Here is a 20250-nt window from a genome sequence, read left to right on the forward strand (position 1 = left end):
TGCTAAATTTATTATAAGCAGAATATAAAGGAGGAAAAGAAATGAAACAATATGTTGAAATTATTGATGTCTATGCAAGACAAATATTAGACTCTAGAGCATTCCCAACAGTGGAGGTTGAAGTTGTGTTAGAAGACGGTACAGTAGGAGTGGCTGCAGTACCATCAGGAGCATCTACAGGCCAATTTGAAGCTGTTGAATTAAGAGATGGAGATAAAGCTTTATACAATGGAAAAGGTGTATTAAAAGCTGTTGATAATGTAAATAACATAATAGCAGAAGAATTAATAGGGATGAATATATTCGACCAAGTTTCTATTGATAAGACTATGATAGAATTAGATGGAACTCATAATAAAGAAAAATTAGGTGCTAATGCAACTTTAGGAGTATCCCTTGCTTGTGCTAAGGCTGCTGCTAACTATTTAGGATTAGGTTTATATCAATATATTGGTGGAGTTAATGCTAAAGTTTTACCAGTACCTATGATGAACATATTAAATGGTGGAAAACATGCTGATAATAACGTAGACTTACAAGAGTTTATGGTTATGCCAGCGGGTGCTACATCTTTTAGTGAAGCTTTAAGAATGGGTTCCGAAGTTTATCATGCATTAAAAGGTATATTAAAAGCTAAAGGCCTTGGTACTGGTGTTGGTGATGAAGGTGGATTTGCTCCAGATTTATCATCAAATGAGGAAGCAATAAAAGTAATAATCGAAGCTATAGAAAAAGCTGGCTATGTTCCAGGAAAAGATGCTTTCATAGCTCTTGACCCAGCATCTTCTGAGTTCTTTGAAGATGGAAAATATAATCTTGCTGGAGAGGGAAGAATATTAACACCTCATGAGATGGCAGATTACTATGTAGAATTATGTGAAAAGTATCCAATAATATCTATAGAAGATGGTATGGCTGAAGAAGATTGGGAAGGTTGGAAGTACCTAACTGATAAGATTGGCAAAAGAGTTCAATTAGTTGGAGATGACTTATTTGTAACTAATACTTCAAGGCTTGAAATGGGGATTGAAAGAGAAACTGCAAACTCAATTCTTATAAAATTAAATCAAATAGGAACTTTAACTGAAACTTTAAATGCTATAGAGATGGCTGCGAGAGCTGGATATACTGCGGTAGTTTCTCACAGATCAGGAGAAACTGAAGATACTACAATTGCTGATTTAGTAGTAGCTACAAATGCAGGTCAAATTAAGACAGGAGCTCCTGCTAGAAGCGAAAGAGTTGCTAAATACAATCAACTACTAAGAATCGAAGAAGAGCTTGGTGATATGGCTGAATTTAGAGGATTAAAATCTTTCTATAATATAAAAAGATAATTAATTCTTATTTTAGGAATATCGAGCAAATACTATATTTGCTCGATATTTTATTTATAAAGTATAAAACTTGTAATTATTTTATATATTTACTACTGTTATCATTGTAAAAATATTTTCACTATGATAAAATATATTACATATGTAAAGGATAAAGAAATAAGGGGGTATAATAATGATAACATCACTTAAGGTTGTAGTAATTATTTCCGCATTAATAGTTATATTAGCAATATCTCTTCAAGAAAGTAAATCATCAGGTTTAGGTGGTTTAGTTGCTGGAAGTTCAGAAACTTTTTATAGTAAGAATAAAACTAAGACAAAGGAAGCATTCCTAATTAAGCTTACTATAATATCAGCAATTATATTTGCAGCATCGATTATAGCAATAAACATATTATTATAGCAATAAACATATTGATATTTTAATCATAAGCTATCCATTTGGATGGCTTTTTGCATTTAATTCCTTGCAAAGTTGCTTTTGAAGATTTAATATTTACACTTTAGTATGATAATTTTATAATGTATATGTGGATGAATTTTTAATTAATAGGGGGATAAAATAATGAGTGGGTATATTTCAAAACTTGAAACTCCAGAAATGGATTATCTTGTTGATGCTATTAGATCTCTTAAAACTAGAGAGGAAGTATACAGATTTCTTGAAGATGTTTGTACAATAAATGAAATAAAAGCGATGGAACAAAGACTTCAAGTTGCAAGAATGCTTAAGGATAGAAGAACCTACTTAGATATTGCTAGTAGTACTGGCGCTAGCACAGCTACTATCAGTAGAGTTAACCGTTCTTTAAACTATGGAAATAGTGGATATAAGGTAGTATTTGAAAGAGTAGATTGGAAAGAATACGAAGTTAAAGAATAGAAAATTATATGCTGGTTAGAATAGAGAGCCGTACTTTAAATGGAGTAGGGCTTTTTCTATTTATATAATTAGCGCAAAAGTTAAACTGGAAGATGATACTGGTATGAGCAGGGTAAAAATACACTTTTAGTAATTATTTATATGTCGTTTATAAATGTTCAGTATATGGTATAATAAAAAATAGGGTAAATTTTCATATTATATTATAGGATAAAGAAGGTTAACTAAGATATTAGATAACTATAAATTTAGGAGTGATTAGATGGATTTAAAAAGTCTATTAAATAGAGAACAATATGAGGCTGCCATTACTGTTGAAGGTCCATTATTAATTTTAGCAGGTGCAGGATCAGGAAAGACTAGAGTACTTACCTATAGAATGGCGCATATGATAAATGATTTAAATATATATCCCTCACAGATCTTAGCCTTAACATTCACAAATAAGGCTGCAGGAGAGATGAAGGAAAGGGTTAAATCTTTAGTTGGAGATTTGGTTGATAATATGTGGGTTTCAACTTTTCACTCTAGCTGTGTGAGAATTTTAAGAAGAGAAATTGATAAGCTAGGATATAACAAAAACTTTACCATATACGATAGTTATGATGCTAAATCTCTAGTAAAACAGTGTATGAAAGAACTGAACATCAATGATAAAGATATTACTGATAGTGAAATTATGTCTAAGATTTCTGATGCTAAAAATAAATTAATATCCGCTAAGCAATTTAAAAAAGAAAATGAGGGAAACTTCAGGATGAACAAAATTGCAGATGTTTATCTAACTTATGAAAAAAAATTAAAGACTACAAATTCTTTAGATTTTGACGACCTAATCTATTTAACTGTTAAGTTATTTAAAGAAAATGAAGAGGCTAGGGAGTTTTATAGAAGAAAATTTAGATACATACTAGTAGATGAGTATCAAGATACAAATAAATGTCAATACGAATTAATAAAGCTTTTAGTTAATGAAAATGAAAATATTTGTGTGGTTGGGGATGATGACCAATGTATTTATGCTTGGAGAGGTGCAGATATTAAAAATATACTAGATTTTGAAAAAGACTTTCCAAAGGCAAAAGTTGTTAAGTTAGAGCAAAACTATAGATCTAAATCAAATATATTAGAAGCGGCTAATAAGATTATTAAAAATAATGCACAAAGAAAAGATAAGGTGTTAAGAACAGAAAGTGAAGCTGGAGAAAAACTAAAAGTATACAGAGCCTATAGTGATATAGATGAAGGAAACTTTGTAGCAACTCAGATTAAAAGGATGATAAGAGAAGAAAATAGAAGTTTGAAGGACTTTGCTATACTTTACAGAATGAACTCTCAATCACGTATTTTTGAGGAAGCGTTTAGAAGAAATGAGATAACCTATAAAATAGTAGGGGGACTCAGATTCTATGAAAGAAAAGAAATTAAGGATATCATGGCTTATTTAAAAGTCATAAACAATCCACTTGATGATATAAGCTTAAAGAGAATTATAAATGAGCCTAAAAGAAGTATTGGAGATACAACTATAGCAAAGGTACAAGAATTTGCAGTAGAGAATGATATATGTATGTATGATGCTCTTTTAGATGCAGAATTTGTACCAAACTTATCGGCAAGAGCCATAGCATCTATAAATAAATTTGTGAGTTTAATGAATACTCTCATAATTGATGCAGAAAATATAAGCGTATCTGAACTAATAGAGGATATTTTAGATAGAAGTGGATATATGAAGATGCTTAAGGGTACAGGTAGTGCTGAAGATGAAAGTAGAATAGAGAACTTAAAGGAGCTTGTATCTGATGCTGTAGTCTTTGAAAATTCTTCTGAGGATAAATCCTTAAGTGCATTCTTAGAAAAGGTAACTCTAGTTTCTGATATAGATAATTTAGATGAAGAGAATAATGCAGTAGTAATGATGACTGTTCATAGTGCAAAGGGACTTGAGTTCCCAGTAGTTTTCTTAGTTGGGATGGAAAATGGAATATTTCCAGGAGCATCCTCTTTAAATAATTTCCATGAGATGGAAGAATCAAGAAGGCTTTGCTATGTTGCCATAACAAGAGCTGAAGAAATGCTATATATATCATCAGCAGAACAACGTATGGTATTCGGTAGAACTGTTGGATATTCTGTATCAGACTTTGTAAGTGAAATTCCAAAAGAATTAAAAACTGATTTAAATGACGGCGGAGGAACTCAATCTAGAGGAAGTTTTAATAATATTGTTAATAAGACTAATAATAGTCCCCACTCATTTAGAAATGGCTTCTATAATAATTCAAAACAAACTGTACCTTCAACTTCAACTAATAGTATGGAAGATAGAAGTGGTAAAGCTGTCTCTAAAGAAGAGCTCACCATAGGAGTAAAGGTAAGACACAGTAAGTTTGGAGTAGGAACTGTAGTATCAATGTCTTCAGATAATGGAGAAACTATAGTGACTATAGCATTCAATAATATGGGTATCAAAAAGCTTATGCTTAGTAGAGCAGGCCTTGAACTAGCATAAGATATGGTAAGAAAACCACAGATATAGTAGAATAGTTTATTATAGGCTATGTTTTAGATGTTAATAAAACATAGCCTATAATTAAATTTAAAGGTATATATAAATTTTTATTTATAAGTTAATAGGAGGATTTATAATGAGTGAAGATAAGCGTAGTAGAATGTTGGAGTTGGTAGAGGAGTTGAATAAATACTCCTATGAATACTATGTACTAGATAATCCTACAATATCTGATAAAGAGTATGATAAAAAATATGATGAGCTTAAAGCTTTAGAAGCTGAGCTTATTGAGATTTTACCTTATTCACCAACTTTAAGGGTAGGAGATATGGTTTTAAATGAGTTTAAAAAATATAAACATAGAGCTCCTCTTTGGAGTCTAGATAAGGCTCAAGCTATAGAACAAATTAAAGACTGGCATAATAGAAATGTTAAGGCTATAAATGAATATAATAATACTCATGAGGATAAGCTACCAGCTGTTAAATATATAGTTACTAAAAAATTTGATGGCCTTGCTATAAACTTAACTTATGATGAGGATGGAATTTTAGTAGTAGGAGCTTCTAGAGGAACAGGAGAAATTGGAGAAGATATTACTAGTCAAGTAAAAACTATAAAATCTATTCCACTTATAATAAATAACCACAATATAATTGAGGTTCATGGTGAAGCTATTATGACAATGGAAGCTTTTGAGCAATATAATAGAATGGCTACTATACCATTAAAAAATTTGAGAAATGGTGCAGCAGGAGCCCTTAGAAACCTAAATGTAAAGGAAACTGCTAGAAGAAGTTTATCGGCATTTTTCTATGACGTAGGATATAACGAAGGCAATTCATTTAACACATATACTGAAATGATGGAATTTATAAAGAGAATGGGGTTACCTATAGATAATTATATGGAAACATGTACTAATATTGAAGAAATAGAAAAGCAAATTGAATACATTAATAGCATTAGAGGTAACTTAAATTATGATATAGATGGAATAGTTATAGCTATTGATGATATTAAAACTAGAGATATACTAGGATATACCATTAAATTTCCTAAATGGGCAATAGCTTATAAGTTTGAGGCAGAAGAAACAACTACTAAGCTTTTGGATGTAGAATGGAATGTAGGCAGGAGCGGTAGAGTTACACCTACAGCAATTCTCGAGCCAGTAGAATTAGGTGGAGTAACAGTTAAAAGAGCTACTTTAAATAATTTAGACGATATTCAACGTAAAGGAGTTAGGCTTGGAGCTACAGTATTTGTAAGAAGGTCTAATGATGTAATTCCAGAAATTATGGGTGTAGTAGAAAATTCCTTAGAAGGTAGTACTCCTATAGAAGAGCCTAAGATATGCCCTAGTTGTGGAGAAGAGTTATTTAGAGATGGAGTGCATTTATTCTGTGAAAATACATTGGCATGTAAACCTCAAATGGTTAAAACTATAGTTCATTATGCTAGTAGAGAAGCTATGAACATAGCAGGATTCAGTGAAAAGACTGCTGAGCAGTTATTTGAGAAGTTAGGAATAAAATCTATAGCAGATTTATATAGAATAAAAAAAGAAGAGTTAATTGGATTAGAAAAGTTTGGCGATAAGAAGGCTACTAATCTTTTAGTGGCATTAGAAAATAGCAAAGACTGTGAGTTAGCTTCATTTATATATGGATTAGGAATTGCTAATGTAGGTAAAAAGACGGCTAAAGATTTGGCAAAGACATTTAAGACTTTAGCGAATATTGAGAGAGCAACCTTTGAAGAATTAGTATCGGTACCAGATATAGGGGATGTAGTTGCAAAAGCCATAGTTGAATTCTTTTCATTAGATAAGTCTATAGAAACTATAAATGAACTTTTAAGATTAGGTATAACTCCAAGAGAGGAAGGAATTCAAGAAGTAGTTGAAAATCCTTTTAACGGTAAAACTGTTGTAGTTACAGGCAGTCTAAAAGAATTTTCAAGAAATGAAATTAAAGAAAAACTAGAAAATCTTGGTGCTAAGGTATCTGGTTCTGTAAGTAAAAAGACAGACTTTGTTATTGTTGGAGAAGATCCAGGATCTAAGTATGATAAGGCTGTAGAACTAGGAATCAAAATAATTTCTGAAGAAGAGTTTAAAAGCATGATTTAAATTATAAGGCATTACCCCCATGGAATTTATATATCCATGGGGGTAATGCTTATGGTTTAATATTTAATAATGTAACCATAGGAATATACAATAGAAATTATTCTACTAGTTAAAACATCTATACATTAATTAGAAGTTTTATTTGATGATAAATCATTATCTGAGGTATTAGAATCATCATTATCTAAAGACTTTTGATTAGAATCTTCGTTAGTTCCTTCAGATTTTTTTAATTGCTCTTTTTCCTTAGCGTGCATATCAATACATGAAATATTTAGGATATGTGAAATTTTTTCAAGGATATAATTACTATATTTTAGTTGACTATATATAGAATTGAAAACAACAAATCCCCAAATGATTATTATCATAAAAGTTATAAGTGATACGATTCCTAAAACTTTTAATATAATATCTAAGTAAATCATAAGATACCTCCAATTTATTTACACATTATTATAAACATTATATCATATGTTTACAATTGGAAAAGAAGAATTTTATGTTAACTTATTTAGAATTGTTTATTTTGGAATAAATAAGTAAATAATTTTAAGGAGGAGGTGTTACGGTGAAGAAAATAATATTTACAGTGATTTGTATTATAGCAATTTTAACAGGTATATCTATTGAAAGAGAAAAAATAAATTCTGTAAATGATAATAATATTGATTGTATAACTTACAATATGAATATGAATCCTAATGATTTACAATTAACCGCAACGGATAGTGTAAGAGATAAAGATTTACTAGTGACTCTCTTTGAAGGATTAGTAAAAGAGAATGAAAATGGAGAAATAGTGCCCGCACTTTCTAAAGAAGTAGAAATTTCCGATGATGGGTTAGAATATACTTTTAAGTTAAGGGAAGATATATATTATAGCTCTGGAGAAAAAATAACTGCAGAGGATTTTAAAAGTTTTTTCAAAGCTTTTTTAAATGATAAAAATAATATATATGCTAGTAGATTAAATTATATATACGGAGCTAAGGAGTTTAGAGAAGGTTATGGTGATTTTTCAAATGTAGCAATAAATATAAAAGATGATAATATATTATCTATTAGACTAAACTATAAATGTCCTTACTTTATAAATATTCTTGCAAATCCAGTATTTAATCTTAGAGATTATGGAAGCTTAGATAATTATAAGGATAATTTCACTTCAATAAGATATACAGGTCCATTTATAGTAAAAGATGCTAAGAATAAAGAAGTTTATATAGAAAAAAATGAAAAGTATTATGAAGCAGATAAAATTACTGATGAGGATATTAGAATTACATTTTTGGACAGTGAAGAAAATGCCTTGGCTATTTTTGAAAAATCAGCAGGTACCAATATAGATGGCTTTACAGGAGATATAGATATAATGATGGATGCTCCTATAAGTGAGCTTTTGAGATTATCGCAAAATGCAATGATAAAAAGATTTAATGGTTCATCAATGTATTATCTAAACTTTAATCCAAACAAAGAAGCTTTAGGTGGAGATTTAAACTTTAGGTCAGCTATAAATTCACTCTTATCAAAAGAATACGGCTCGCAACTTATATGTAAAGAATTGTTGACTCCGGCAACAGCATATAGTCTTGAAACAGAGAAAACAGAACAAGTATTTTCAAGTTTTGGAGATGCAGAGGAAGCTAGAAAATTTTTTAGTAAGGTTAATGTAACTGAAGAATCTAAAGTAAAAATAATCTATGAAAAAAATAATTTAAATAGAAGAATTATTAAAGATTTGAGTACTAATATTAAAGAAAATATTGATTTAGAAATAGTTTTACAAGAATATTCCAAGGAGGAATTAAAGAGAGTTATTGATGCTGGGGATTATGATATAGTATTGCAAAGATTTGATTTTAAGTATGGAGATCCTATAGAATATTATGAGAATTTCACTAACACATCTGAGAATGATATAATAGCATATGATAATGAAGAATATGATAAATTAATAAAAGATGCAACATATGAAATAGATGAAGCAAAAAGAAAATCTATTTATGAGCAATGTGAAAAAATACTAAAAAATCAACTGATATCTATACCTATATACAATATTAACAATGCTATTTGTATAAAAGAAGGCATAGATAATGTATATGTAACTACTATTGGAAATATAAGATTAGATAAAGTTAAAGAAGTACCTTAAATCTAAGGTACTTCTTTATTAAAAATCTAAAATAGTATTTAAATAGATAACTGTAAAAAAATTAAACATATTTTTACAAGAATCAAAGCTATGTTTGTAATGTTTATAGTTTTCTTTCTTTCTATTTAAAGAAACATTTTTAACAAAGATAGGTGCTAAATCGTTTGCATCATTATTTATATAAGATGAAAATCTAAAATAATTATCATCTAACAAATCTTCAGCTTTACAGGAAAAGTTTCTATATCTTTCTGGACTATCAAGGTTGGGAGCTTCTGGCCATCTAAGTATAATTCCGGAACTTACTACTTGTTTTTTATAAAGGGTATGAACCTTAGAGGCAAGCTCTACCCTTTCTTTATCATTTAAGAAAGACTCTTGAATCATAAATACATAAAGATAGAGAATTATTTCATCAGAAGAAAATTTATTTTCTTTTTCAGATATGTCTTTTACAAATATACCATCATCGTTATTATATAGTTTTTCTAAATTATTAAATATCCTAAAAGCTGCATCTTTAAAGTGTGATAAATTAGTATTTTTATACGTTAATATAGAGTTTATATAGCATAAGCAAGATATATCTATATTGTCTCTAATGACAGAAGGAGGCATATAATTGATATTTTCAATCATCAATTCAGAAAAGTCCACAAGTAATTCTTTAACTTCATCTAATTTCGAGCATTCATAAAGAATATTAAATGCTAAACAGATTTTTGCTAATTCATCATGGGAAGTATTGTATATTTCTTGTTTTAAACTTGAGAATAGCTTTAATATATCTAAAGCAAAGGATTTAAAATTTTCATTATTATCATCTGAAAGAGTTGCACATTTATAATATGATGCCATTAGAAGAGCTTGAGTTGAAAATTTAAATTTCATGCCCTTATCTGTAAGGAAATATTCTTTTTGAAGTGGATCTGTAGAGTCATATTTATCAACAAAAACGCCCTCGCTATTACGGCAATAAAGAGCAAAAAATTCTAGTTGATCAGTAGCTAGATCAATATAGTATTTGCTTAACTTATATTTATCTTCATCGATATCTTTAAATTCTCTATAATAATCAGATAAGTACATTAAACCAAGGGTCATATACCCATTAGCACATATGTTTATTTCTTTTTTAAATTTGCGATGATTCCAAAGCAATTTATCTTTTTCTTTTAAAAGTCTTCCGTCAGCTTTTCTATATACACATAATAGTGGAGAAATAACACTATTTGTGATATCATCATCATTGGGTAAAGGTTTAATTTTTAAATCTGAATTTCTAGATACAATTCCACATCCAGAATGTAGAACTATATGTCTTAGGGACTCTTTAGAAAAATGAAACAATTGACTTTTTATATTGTCATTGTTTAGTATGTTAATTCTTAAAAAAGGTCCTATATATCTCAAAATAACACCACCATAATATTAGTTATATTTAATAATATGATGTGAGAAGTGAAAATGTGACAAAAACACAATAGTTTTTTTAGGTTAGGAGAATTTATATGAGGGTAGGAAAACTTAATTGGGATGAGTTAAAGTACATAATAGATAATCATAAAGGGAAAGAAAGAAAGGAGGTAGAAGTATCTAATGGCATAGGAGAAGATTGTGCCATAATAGACTTTGGAAGTAATCAATGTGTAATATCTACAGATCCTGTAACTGGAGCAGATGAAAACATAGGTAAAATTGCAGTTAATATTAACTGCAATGACATAGCATCCTGTGGTGTTGAGCCATTAGGTATTTTAGTTACTATATTAGCACCACCAAAAACAACTATAGAGGAATTGCATGCTCTTATGAAAGAGGTTCATGAAGAAGCTTGTAAAGTAAATGTTCAAATTATAGGTGGTCATACTGAGATAACTGAAGCTGTTAATAAGATAGTAGTATCTTGCACAGCCATTGGAAAAAGCAATGGGAATAGCGCTATTAGTACAGCAGGATCTAGGAGTGGAGATAGCATAATTGTTACTAAAGAATTATGTCTTGAAGGAACTTCAATATTAGTTAACGATTATGAAGAAAGATGTAAGAGAATATTAACAATAGAAGAAATTAAAGAAGCTAAAGGGTATGTGGAGAATATAAGTGTAGTTAAAGAAGGAAAAATAGGTGGGATAGAAGAAGTTACATCTATGCATGATATAACAGAAGGTGGAGTTTTAGGAGCACTATGGGAAGTTGCAAATGCAAGCAATGTAGGATTTAAAGTTTATAAATCAAAAATGCCAATAACAGAAATTACAAGTAAAATATGTAAAGAGTTTAATGTAGATCCATTAAAGCTTATATCTTCAGGAAGTATGCTTATGACTACTAATAATCCAGAAAAATTACTAAAGGCTCTTGAAGATAATGGAATCAAGGGAACTAAAATCGGAGAAATAACTGCTAGAAACGGTATAGTAATAGATTATGATGGAGCTAGAGAGGTAGAGCCACCAGAGGCAGATGAATTATTTAATATACAATAGATGGTAAAAGGAGAAAATGTAATGAAAAGATTAATAGTTGCTAGTAATAATCAGCATAAAATTTTAGAAATAAAGGAGATTCTTAAAGAATTTGATTTAGATGTTGTATCTTTAAAGGAAGCAGGCATAGATATAGATGTAGAGGAGACAGGAACTACATTTATGGAAAATGCATGGATAAAGGCTAAAGCAATTAACGAAATTTGTAAAGATGTATTAGTTTTATCTGATGATTCAGGGTTATCAGTAGAAGCTTTAAATGGAGCTCCTGGTATATATTCTGCTAGGTATAGCGGAGGCCATGGAAATTCAGTAGAAAATAATAAAAAATTAATTAGAGAATTACAAGGTGTACCTTTTGATGAAAGAAAGGCTAAGTTTATATGTGCTATGGTTTTAATAGTTGATGATAAGAATATTATTGAAGTTCAAGGTGAAGTAGATGGCTTAATATTAGAAGAGTATAAAGAATGTGAAGGATTTGGATATGATCCGCTATTCTATGTGCCTGAATTAAAGGCTACATTTAATGATGTACCTTCCCAAGTTAAAAATTCTATAAGTCATAGAGGAAATGCCTTAGAAAAACTTATAGAAGAAATGAAAAAATACTTATAATAATTGATAGTATAACTTGTTGTGCTAGGTGAATTTAGTAGTTTTCATAAAATAATTATTCAGTTCATATATGTAACATTATATATAGCATTATAACTTTTTAAAAAGTTATAATGGAAACTATTTAAATATTTAACATTTTAGCATTTTAAAATTTTTAAATTTTAAAATGTTGATCTATCCATTAGAAATTGGTAATGTCTATCTTTCTATGTATGGATAAAAGTGAAATATAAATAATATTATTATCTATGATGTCTTTAACTAGCACAATAAGTTAATATAGTGATCTCTCTCTTAACATAATATAATTTTATTTAAAATTGATTTTATTATAGATTAAGTTTCTATACTAATAATGATATAAAATAAAAGAATAAACTGTAATATAAATTAACAATGGAATATAAGGTATATAAGAGAAAACAAGGTAAAATCAGGTGTTGAAGAGAGTTTACAATAAAAAATACCAAAATTTAATCAAAAACTTCAAAAAAGGTGTTGACTATTTTAAAGGAAGTCTGTATAATAAATTTTGTCGTTAAGGTTATTAAACAAACGGCACTGATTAAGAGATATCGGGGTGTGGCGCAGATGGGAGCGCGCGTGGTTTGGGACCATGAGGTCGCAGGTTCAATCCCTGTCACCCCGACCACTTTAAACTAAATATATGCGGGTGTAACTCAATGGTAGAGTGCTAGCCTTCCAAGCTAGTTACGAGGGTTCGATTCCCTTCACCCGCTCCAATATATGCGTCTTTAGCTCAGCTGGATAGAGCAACGCCCTTCTAAGGCGTGGGCCAGGGGTTCGAATCCCTTAAGACGCACCATTATGGTGAGCGTAGTTCAGTTGGTAGAGCGCCAGATTGTGGTTCTGGTTGTCGTGGGTTCGAGTCCCATCGTTCACCCCATTAATTTTGGGATATCGCCAAGCGGTAAGGCACCAGACTTTGACTCTGGCATTCGTAGGTTCAAATCCTGCTATCCCAGCCAGATGGTTCACTAGCTCAGTCGGTAGAGCACATGACTTTTAATCATGGTGTCCGGGGTTCGATCCCCCGGTGAGCCACCAAAATGATATATGCAGGTGTGGCGGAATTGGCAGACGCACTAGACTTAGGATCTAGCGCCTTAGGCGTGGGGGTTCGACTCCCTTCACCTGCACCAATCATAAAAATAAGACATGCGGGAGTGGCTCAGTGGTAGAGCGTCACCTTGCCAAGGTGAACGTCGCGAGTTCGAATCTCGTCTTCCGCTCCAGATGCGGGTGTAACTCAATGGTAGAGTGCTAGCCTTCCAAGCTAGTTACGAGGGTTCGATTCCCTTCACCCGCTCCAAATATGCGTCTTTAGCTCAGCTGGATAGAGCAACGCCCTTCTAAGGCGTGGGCCAGGGGTTCGAATCCCTTAAGACGCACCATATATCGGGGTGTGGCGCAGATGGGAGCGCGCGTGGTTTGGGACCATGAGGTCGCAGGTTCAATCCCTGTCACCCCGACCACTTTAAATTAAATATGTGCGGGTGTAACTCAATGGTAGAGTGCTAGCCTTCCAAGCTAGTTACGAGGGTTCGATTCCCTTCACCCGCTCCATTTTTTATTTTTTGAGAAGTTATTTTTATTAAGAATTAATATTTTATTTATGCACCCATAGCTCAGCTGGATAGAGCGCTGGACTTCGAATCCATCGGTCGCAGGTTCAAATCCTGTTGGGTGTACCATGAATGTAGTAATATCAACAGTTTTAATGATTGAGATTGTTGGTATTTTTTAATTGTTTTTATATATTTATCACATTTTTATCACACTGGTTAATTTATCATATTTATTGTGCTAAAAATATCTATACTTTTTTCTTTATGTTCTTTTAATACATGAGTGCAAGTATTAGCTGTGATATAAATATCCGTATGACCTAATAGTTCACTTACAGTTTTTAATGGAGTATTACCTTCAAATTGTTTAGTGGCATAAGTGTGTCTAAGTGCATGAAACTTCTTATGGTTAACATTGATTCTATCTAAAAATCTTTTCCAAGCTCTACTTAGGTTACTATTATCTATTAAGTTTCCTGTTTCAGTTAAAAATATAAAATTATCATAATCTTTTGAATAACTACTGCCAGCTTTAAGTTTATTTTTTTCTTCATAACATTTAATTCTTTAAATATTGGAACTATGATTTAGGAAGTGGAATTGTTCTTATTGACCCAGCAGTCTTAGGAATTTGAATAATGGTTTTTAATGTTCTATTTCCATAATCATCAATAAAAGTAACAGTACTTACAGTTCGCTTAATATTTATAGTATTATTTATTTCATCAATATCATTCCAGTTTAATCCTAAGCATTCACCACGCCTTATTCCAGTGCACGCACATATAGTAGCCATATTTTTAATTAGTGTATTTTCATCAGCATTAAATATTCTTTTTAACTCATCATCTGTAAAGATCTCAACTTCCTTTTTATTTATTTCTACATCACCAGGAATTACTACACGTTTACCTTGACATGGATTTTTTAAAATATATCCTTCTTCAATTGCATAATTAAAGAACTGCTTTAGAAGTTTATTTAAAGTTTTTATTTGATTTGATGATTTTCTTTTCTTTTTATCTTTATTATTATACAGCTCGTTATAATATCGTTGAATTTGTATTGATTTAATAGAAGAAAGATTTAAAGACTCTATAGGTGAATCTTTTATATAATTACGATATATACCCTCATATCTTTCAAAAGTAGTAGGCTTTATATTACTTGATACTCTAACAACTTCAAATAACCAAGTTTTCATCATAGTACCCAAATATATTTTTGATATATCAGGAGATAATCCTAATTTAATATTATTTAGATATTCGTTCTTTTTCTTTTCAGCTTCTTTTTTACTTTTACCATAAAATGTTTTTCTGATTCGCTTACCATTAGAATCAATTCCAACAGTGCAGCTAACGCGAAAATAATCTTTCCCATTAATTTCAATATTGGTTTTAGTAGACATAGTACAAAATCCTCCTTATATGGGTAGTTAAAAGAGTACTTCTAAATCTTCAAAAAAAGTTACTAGAGTTGCCAGATTTTTAGGAAGAGTTATATCTAATAACCAATTATAAGTTTATTATCTGACATAGGAGTTCATGTGGTATACCAATACATATAGATATTTGTTCTAAACTCATACCATCTAATTCAGTTTCATCAAACTCTACATTCAACAATTTAAAAGCAATATAATCCTAAAGTCTGGAAAGGCACAAGGAACAACACAAGCCAGGGTTATAAATGATATATTAGCTAGTACAGTAAATAGGCCTTTGATTTTTATTCTTATAATGCTGGCTTGAAGGACGTTAAAAAAATTATAGATAATAATTTTAAAGGAAAGCATTTTAGTGAGAGAGTTTGGGAAAATGAAAATGAAGTTGCTAACCATCTTCATAAAAAGATTGATGACTTCTTAAATGGAAAAGTGAATGTAAATCAGATTAAGAAGGATATTGAAACAACTTATAATACAAATGCGTATAATGCTAAAAGACTTACTGAAACTGAGGTGACTAGATGTTCAAGTAATGCTTTTGATAGATTTTGTAAAGAAGCAGGAGTTAAAAAAGTAAGGTATAATGCAACTTTAGATAGTAAGTTATGTGATGATTGTGGCCAGTATCATGACAAAGTTTTTAATTTGGATAAAAAGATAGATGTACCAAGGCATCCTCTTTGCAGGTGCTTTTATACTATAGAAGATGATCAGAGTGTTTTAGATAAAACTGATTATATGACCAATAGATTCGTTCCGGAATTTGGAGAATTTAGGGAAGTTAAATTAGAAGGTTTTTTAATAAAGGAAAAGAGGGTATCTAATAGTAAATTTAATATGTGGGCTGATGTTGATGCAACGAAGAAAAACAAAGCTGCTAGATTATATGAAAAGAAACTTAAAAATATTAAAGATGAATTACCTGACTGGTTTGAAATGCCCCGAGTATCAATTATAGATTTTGAGAAAAATGGCTTAAACCCAAAAGCTATTGGAGGTTATCAGCGAGAAGTCAATACAATGTTTATAAATAATAAGTATGACACAGATGCTAAAATATTAAAATACCTAAAAAGCCAAGAAGGTTATTTCGCAAACACAGAATCAAATTCGCCACTAATACATGAACTTGGGCATAAATATCATCATGACTTAGCAGATAAAATTGCTAAAAAATACAATATAGGTTATAATGAAGCTAAAGAGAGATTTGATAAATCTATTGAAGACTATATTCGCAATAAAGAACATATTTTTTCTAGATATATTAATAATATTAGTGGATATGCTGCAGATGAATTTGAAAAAATAAAATTTTTAATTCAAATAAAAGGATGAACGAATTAATGGCAGAATATTTTACAATTAAAGATAACGATAATGAATTAATTAAATTTATAAATTCTAAAATAAAGGAGATGACTAAAAATGATGGTTAATTCTAAGTATTTTAAAGAGAAAAAAGATTTGCAAAATAAATTTTATGATTATACTGAGCTAGCAGAAGAAAAAAATTATCCATTAGGATATAAGATTAAAGACGATGCTCCTGAAGAAGCCAAAAAAGCATTTAAAATGTATATGGAAATTTTAGAAAAAGAATTTAAGGAAAATGGAAAAGAAAAATTGCCTTTTATGTAAAAAGCACTTACTTAAATAAATAGTAGGTGCTTTTATTATGTTCAAAATTGAGGAGGGATGAAGTAAATGAAATATATAAAGAAACCAATTGTCATTGAAGCTGTACAATACAAAGGAGATTTGGACTCTATAAAAGAGGTTATTGATTTTATAGGCTATATACCTCAAATTATAGAAGGGTGCGAAACACATCATAAGTTTTTAAAAATAAAGACGTTAGAGGGAGAGCATATAGTAAGTGAGGGAGATTACATTATAAAAGGAGTAAATGGAGAGTTTTATCCTTGCAAACCAGATATATTTAAAAAACGTACGAAATAGTTTAATTAAGTCTTAGGAAACTAAGGCTTTTTATTATATCTAAAATACGTCTTGTGGACCTCGAAGTGTACAAGGGGTGTAATTACATTATTAAATTTAAAAATTGTGTCTTAAGGTGCTTATAGCAGTTTAAGGGATAGGGAGGAAATATGTTAAAAAAAGATTTATTAAAATTAATTGAAAAAGCTGGTGATGATGAAAATATTGATTCATTACTAGAAAATATTGATTTAGCTAAGTCACTAAAAGTTAGTGGACTTACCTTAGATGCATTTAAGGAAAAAATGAAAACAGATAAGGATTTTAAAGCTTTTATTGATAGTGAAAATGATAAATATTATTCAAAGGCTTTAAAAACTTGGAAGGAAAATAACTTAGAAAAGGAACTTGAACCGTTTATAAAGGAACGGTATCCGGATTTAGTTATAGATGAAGAGACTGAATCAAAGAAAGAAATTAAAAAATTAAGGGCTGAAATGGCTAGAAAAGATTTACTATCTGAAGCCACTAAATATGCTCTAGAGAAAAAGTTACCTGTTAAGTTTGTTGAAAAGTTCTTAGGTGAGGCTTAGATTCTACAAAATCTAACTTAGATAGTTTTGGTGAGGATTGGAGTAAGGGTCTTGAATCTCTAGTAGATGAAAAAATGAAACAATCTAGCTATGTACCAGGTGGAAGCAATCCAGATGGCTCAAAAATGTCTATAGGTCAATCTATATCAGCACAAAACAATTCAAAAGCAAGTGCACCAAGTGACCCTTGGGCAAGTAAATAGGGAGGAATGAATAATGTATTTTAAAAAACAATCTTATGCAAATGATATGGAAATATTATATAGTAATGCAAATTTAGTAGCCTTTAGTGGAACTGTTAAGTCAATAGGGGTTATTTCTTATGCTAATGGAAAGAAGTATGTTAAAGCTGGCTCTTTAATCGCTGCGGATGGAAGTATAGTAAAACAAACAGGTGCTAGTGGTTCTGAAACTTTATCAGCAACACCAGTAGGAGTTTTATTTCAAACAGTGGATGTTACTAATGGAGATATGCCGTGCAGCTTAGTAGTAGAAGGGTACTTAAGAGAAGATAGAGTATTCGGTGGCTTTGCTGCTACTAAAACTAAGGTGAAAGAAGCCTTATCAAAAATAACATTTAGATAATAAGAGGAGGAATGTATAAATGCCAAGAATAGAAGAAGTTTTTAATACTAAAGAATTAATAAATTATTTTAAGGAAAGAAAATTAGTACCTATGTTAGGTGAAAGCTTATTTCCAGAAATAAAAATTCAAGATATTGAATTTGATATGATCCTAGGAAGTGGAGGGCTACCAGTAACAGCTAATGTTCATGCTATGATACTAAAACGCAAATGGCATCTAGACAAGCTATAGAAAAAGGGGTTGCTAGTTTAGCACTTATTAAAATACAAATTAAAATTGCAGAGAAAGAGATAATTAAAATTCAAAATCCAAGAAATGATTCTGAATTAGCTTATGTTTTATCACAGCTTTATAATGACTCTGAGCAAATGGTTGATTCTGTAAAAGTAAGAGTTGAAGCTATTAAAATGGACAACATATTAAACTACATTAAAGTTATAGTAGTAGCTGTAGGAACAGGCATAACATGGCTTTTAGGGAGTTGGGATACTGCATTAGGTGTATTAATACTCCTTGTGGTTTTAGATTATGGTACAGGCTTATTAAGAGCATATATTAACAAAGAAGTTAGCTCGGACATAGGATTAAAAGGTATAGCAAGAAAAGCGGTTATATTTGTAGTGCTTATAGTTGCAGTAATGCTAGATAGATTATTAAATACTGGTACTTGGGTATTCAGAACATTAGTGGCTTATTTTTATATAGCAAATGAAGGCATAAGCTTGTTAGAGAATTGCGCTGGATTAGGACTTCCAATACCAGAAAAAATAAAAGATGCTTTAGTGCAACTTAAAGATGGAGAAAAGAAAGAATTAAATAATTAGTTTACAGAGTAGGAGTAATTCTACTCTTTTATATTATATAAGATTTAAGGAGGAATGGATCATGAAATCAATAATAAGAAAAATATCAGGTTATAACTTTTCAAGTAGAAATGGAAATGGTATTAAATATATAGTAATGCACTTTACAGGGAATACAGATGACACCGCTCTAAACAATGCTAATTATTTTGGTGGTGATAATAGAAATGCTTCAGCTCATTATTTCGTAGACAATGACAATATAGTACAAGTTGTAGAAGATAATAACGCTAGCTGGAACTGTGGAGATGGTAATGGGGCATATGGTATAACTAATCAAAACTCTATAGGAGTTGAGATGTGTGGAACTGATGGAAATATATCTGAAGAAACTGAAAGTAATACTATAGAGTTGGTTGGATATCTAATGGATAAATATAATGTATCTTTAGATAGAGTAGTAAGACACTATGATGCAAGTAGAAAGATTCGTCCATCACCTTGGAGCGGTAATAGCTGGTCAAGATGGTATGAGTTTAAAGGTAAACTAACTGGGAATAGTAACAATGTTAGCACCCCTGTAGCACCAATAGTTGAAGAAAACATAGACGTTATTTATCAAGTATACACTAATGGTAGATGGTTACCTAATGTAACGAATCTCGAAGATTATGCGGGGATATGGAATCAACCAGCACAAGGAGTATATGCTAATGTTAGCAAGGGACATATAAGGTATAGAGTCCACACTCTTTGGGGTAATTGGCTTCCATGGGTTACCGATAGACAGGATTATGCTGGTATTCTAGGTACTAATATAGATGGGCTACAAATGGAATTAGTAGATTTGCAAGGATATAGTGTTAATTATAGAACTTATGTAGATGGTAGATGGTTACCATGGGTTATGGATCTAAATGACTACGCTGGTATATATGGCCAAGCGATCGAAGAAATACAAGTACAAATTGTTAAAAGATAATATTAAAGGGTGGTGAGATTATAAAATGGAACCTATATAATAGACACTATAAAAAGAGAGCCTATCAGCATAGGTTCTTTTTTTGTACAATAAAAGTATGAGGTGATTAAAATGAGTAAAAAGACTTTTACTGCTAAAGAAGTTGAACTATTATCAAAGAATA

The 20250-nt window shown here is 30.5% G+C and carries 21 protein-coding genes and 13 tRNA genes; 30 read left to right on the forward strand and 4 right to left on the reverse strand.

Annotated elements, in window-relative coordinates:
* Positions 1–41: 41 nt before the first annotated feature.
* From eno to ligA, 5 genes are all read left to right on the forward strand, one after another.
* Positions 42–1337, forward strand: coding sequence for a phosphopyruvate hydratase (eno, locus tag B3W71_RS17975; RefSeq protein WP_346890317.1), 1296 nt, complete (start codon positions 42–44; stop codon positions 1335–1337).
* A 175-nt stretch (positions 1338–1512) separates the two neighbouring features.
* Positions 1513–1743 carry a preprotein translocase subunit SecG gene (secG, locus tag B3W71_RS17980; RefSeq protein ID WP_346890318.1) on the forward strand — a complete coding sequence of 77 codons (231 nt, stop codon included), beginning with the start codon at positions 1513–1515 and terminating at the stop codon, positions 1741–1743.
* A 162-nt stretch (positions 1744–1905) separates the two neighbouring features.
* Positions 1906–2223, forward strand: a complete 318-nt coding sequence (locus B3W71_RS17985) for a YerC/YecD family TrpR-related protein (protein ID WP_346890319.1) — start codon at positions 1906–1908, stop codon at positions 2221–2223.
* 262 nt (positions 2224–2485) lie between these two features.
* A complete protein-coding gene (pcrA, locus tag B3W71_RS17990; protein WP_346890320.1) occupies positions 2486–4738 on the forward strand; it encodes a DNA helicase PcrA in 2253 nt (750 codons plus the stop codon).
* A gap of 136 nt (positions 4739–4874) precedes the next feature.
* Positions 4875–6872, forward strand: a complete 1998-nt coding sequence (ligA, locus tag B3W71_RS17995; RefSeq protein WP_346890321.1) for an NAD-dependent DNA ligase LigA — start codon at positions 4875–4877, stop codon at positions 6870–6872.
* Between the two features lie 125 nt (positions 6873–6997).
* Here the strand turns inward: ligA and B3W71_RS18000 are convergent, their stop codons facing one another.
* Complete coding sequence (locus B3W71_RS18000; protein WP_346890322.1) at positions 6998–7300, reverse strand: hypothetical protein; 303 nt, start codon at positions 7298–7300, stop codon at positions 6998–7000.
* A 143-nt stretch (positions 7301–7443) separates the two neighbouring features.
* Here B3W71_RS18000 and B3W71_RS18005 point away from each other — a divergent pair, with 143 nt between their 5' ends.
* Complete coding sequence (locus tag B3W71_RS18005) at positions 7444–9033, forward strand: peptide ABC transporter substrate-binding protein (RefSeq protein WP_346890323.1); 1590 nt, start codon at positions 7444–7446, stop codon at positions 9031–9033.
* An 18-nt stretch (positions 9034–9051) separates the two neighbouring features.
* Here the strand turns inward: B3W71_RS18005 and B3W71_RS18010 are convergent, their stop codons facing one another.
* Positions 9052–10446, reverse strand: coding sequence for a hypothetical protein (locus tag B3W71_RS18010; RefSeq protein WP_346890324.1), 1395 nt, complete (start codon positions 10444–10446; stop codon positions 9052–9054).
* A gap of 98 nt (positions 10447–10544) precedes the next feature.
* On the opposite strand from B3W71_RS18010, the gene B3W71_RS18015 reads away from it, so the two are divergent.
* The 15 genes from B3W71_RS18015 (at position 10545) to B3W71_RS18085 (ending at position 13858) form a co-directional block, all read left to right on the forward strand.
* The gene (locus tag B3W71_RS18015) at positions 10545–11522 is read left to right on the forward strand and encodes an AIR synthase family protein (protein ID WP_346890325.1); all 978 of its coding nucleotides are present in this window, start codon (positions 10545–10547) and stop codon (positions 11520–11522) included.
* A gap of 21 nt (positions 11523–11543) precedes the next feature.
* Complete coding sequence (gene rdgB / locus B3W71_RS18020) at positions 11544–12140, forward strand: RdgB/HAM1 family non-canonical purine NTP pyrophosphatase (protein ID WP_346890326.1); 597 nt, start codon at positions 11544–11546, stop codon at positions 12138–12140.
* Positions 12141–12719: 579 nt separating this feature from the next.
* A tRNA-Pro gene (locus tag B3W71_RS18025) sits at positions 12720–12795 on the forward strand.
* Between the two features lie 17 nt (positions 12796–12812).
* Positions 12813–12886, forward strand: a tRNA-Gly gene (locus B3W71_RS18030).
* A gap of 6 nt (positions 12887–12892) precedes the next feature.
* Positions 12893–12969: transfer RNA gene (locus B3W71_RS18035), tRNA-Arg, on the forward strand.
* A 5-nt stretch (positions 12970–12974) separates the two neighbouring features.
* A tRNA-His gene (locus B3W71_RS18040) sits at positions 12975–13050 on the forward strand.
* Between the two features lie 7 nt (positions 13051–13057).
* Positions 13058–13132 (forward strand) — tRNA-Gln (locus B3W71_RS18045).
* A gap of 3 nt (positions 13133–13135) precedes the next feature.
* Positions 13136–13211: transfer RNA gene (locus B3W71_RS18050), tRNA-Lys, on the forward strand.
* 11 nt (positions 13212–13222) lie between these two features.
* Positions 13223–13306: transfer RNA gene (locus tag B3W71_RS18055), tRNA-Leu, on the forward strand.
* 18 nt (positions 13307–13324) lie between these two features.
* A tRNA-Gly gene (locus B3W71_RS18060) sits at positions 13325–13399 on the forward strand.
* A gap of 3 nt (positions 13400–13402) precedes the next feature.
* Positions 13403–13476 (forward strand) — tRNA-Gly (locus B3W71_RS18065).
* A 5-nt stretch (positions 13477–13481) separates the two neighbouring features.
* Positions 13482–13558 (forward strand) — tRNA-Arg (locus B3W71_RS18070).
* A 5-nt stretch (positions 13559–13563) separates the two neighbouring features.
* Positions 13564–13639: transfer RNA gene (locus B3W71_RS18075), tRNA-Pro, on the forward strand.
* A gap of 17 nt (positions 13640–13656) precedes the next feature.
* Positions 13657–13730 (forward strand) — tRNA-Gly (locus B3W71_RS18080).
* A gap of 51 nt (positions 13731–13781) precedes the next feature.
* Positions 13782–13858, forward strand: a tRNA-Arg gene (locus B3W71_RS18085).
* A gap of 90 nt (positions 13859–13948) precedes the next feature.
* Here B3W71_RS18085 and B3W71_RS18090 read toward each other — a convergent pair.
* Positions 13949–14296, reverse strand: coding sequence for a tyrosine-type recombinase/integrase (locus B3W71_RS18090; RefSeq protein ID WP_346890337.1), 348 nt, complete (start codon positions 14294–14296; stop codon positions 13949–13951).
* Positions 14297–14312: 16 nt separating this feature from the next.
* Positions 14313–15143: a site-specific integrase gene (locus tag B3W71_RS18095; protein WP_346890327.1), complete on the reverse strand. Its 831-nt coding sequence runs from the start codon at positions 15141–15143 to the stop codon at positions 14313–14315.
* A gap of 339 nt (positions 15144–15482) precedes the next feature.
* On the opposite strand from B3W71_RS18095, the gene B3W71_RS18100 reads away from it, so the two are divergent.
* The 9 genes from B3W71_RS18100 to B3W71_RS18140 all read left to right on the forward strand — a co-directional run bounded on the left by B3W71_RS18100 (position 15483) and on the right by B3W71_RS18140 (position 20087).
* Positions 15483–16520 carry a minor capsid protein gene (locus tag B3W71_RS18100; RefSeq protein WP_346890328.1) on the forward strand — a complete coding sequence of 346 codons (1038 nt, stop codon included), beginning with the start codon at positions 15483–15485 and terminating at the stop codon, positions 16518–16520.
* A 90-nt stretch (positions 16521–16610) separates the two neighbouring features.
* A complete protein-coding gene (locus tag B3W71_RS18105) occupies positions 16611–16823 on the forward strand; it encodes a hypothetical protein (RefSeq protein WP_346890329.1) in 213 nt (70 codons plus the stop codon).
* 66 nt (positions 16824–16889) lie between these two features.
* Complete coding sequence (locus B3W71_RS18110; protein WP_346890330.1) at positions 16890–17144, forward strand: hypothetical protein; 255 nt, start codon at positions 16890–16892, stop codon at positions 17142–17144.
* 149 nt (positions 17145–17293) lie between these two features.
* Positions 17294–17716, forward strand: a complete 423-nt coding sequence (locus B3W71_RS18115; protein ID WP_346890331.1) for a capsid assembly scaffolding protein Gp46 family protein — start codon at positions 17294–17296, stop codon at positions 17714–17716.
* Between the two features lie 74 nt (positions 17717–17790).
* Positions 17791–17919 carry a hypothetical protein gene (locus B3W71_RS18120; RefSeq protein ID WP_346890332.1) on the forward strand — a complete coding sequence of 43 codons (129 nt, stop codon included), beginning with the start codon at positions 17791–17793 and terminating at the stop codon, positions 17917–17919.
* A gap of 13 nt (positions 17920–17932) precedes the next feature.
* On the forward strand, positions 17933–18301 hold the full coding sequence (locus tag B3W71_RS18125; protein WP_346890333.1) for a hypothetical protein: 369 nt from the start codon (positions 17933–17935) through the stop codon (positions 18299–18301).
* A 19-nt stretch (positions 18302–18320) separates the two neighbouring features.
* Positions 18321–18533 (forward strand): hypothetical protein, encoded by a 213-nt coding sequence (locus tag B3W71_RS18130; protein ID WP_346890334.1) that lies wholly within the window; start codon positions 18321–18323, stop codon positions 18531–18533.
* Positions 18534–18709: 176 nt separating this feature from the next.
* The gene (locus tag B3W71_RS18135; protein WP_346890338.1) at positions 18710–19126 is read left to right on the forward strand and encodes a phage holin family protein; all 417 of its coding nucleotides are present in this window, start codon (positions 18710–18712) and stop codon (positions 19124–19126) included.
* A gap of 61 nt (positions 19127–19187) precedes the next feature.
* The gene (locus tag B3W71_RS18140; protein ID WP_346890335.1) at positions 19188–20087 is read left to right on the forward strand and encodes a peptidoglycan recognition protein family protein; all 900 of its coding nucleotides are present in this window, start codon (positions 19188–19190) and stop codon (positions 20085–20087) included.
* Positions 20088–20250: the final 163 nt, after the last annotated feature.

Source organism: Clostridium sp. UBA1056 (assembly GCA_002316385.1).
Lineage (GTDB): Bacteria > Bacillota > Clostridia > Clostridiales > Clostridiaceae > Clostridium_J.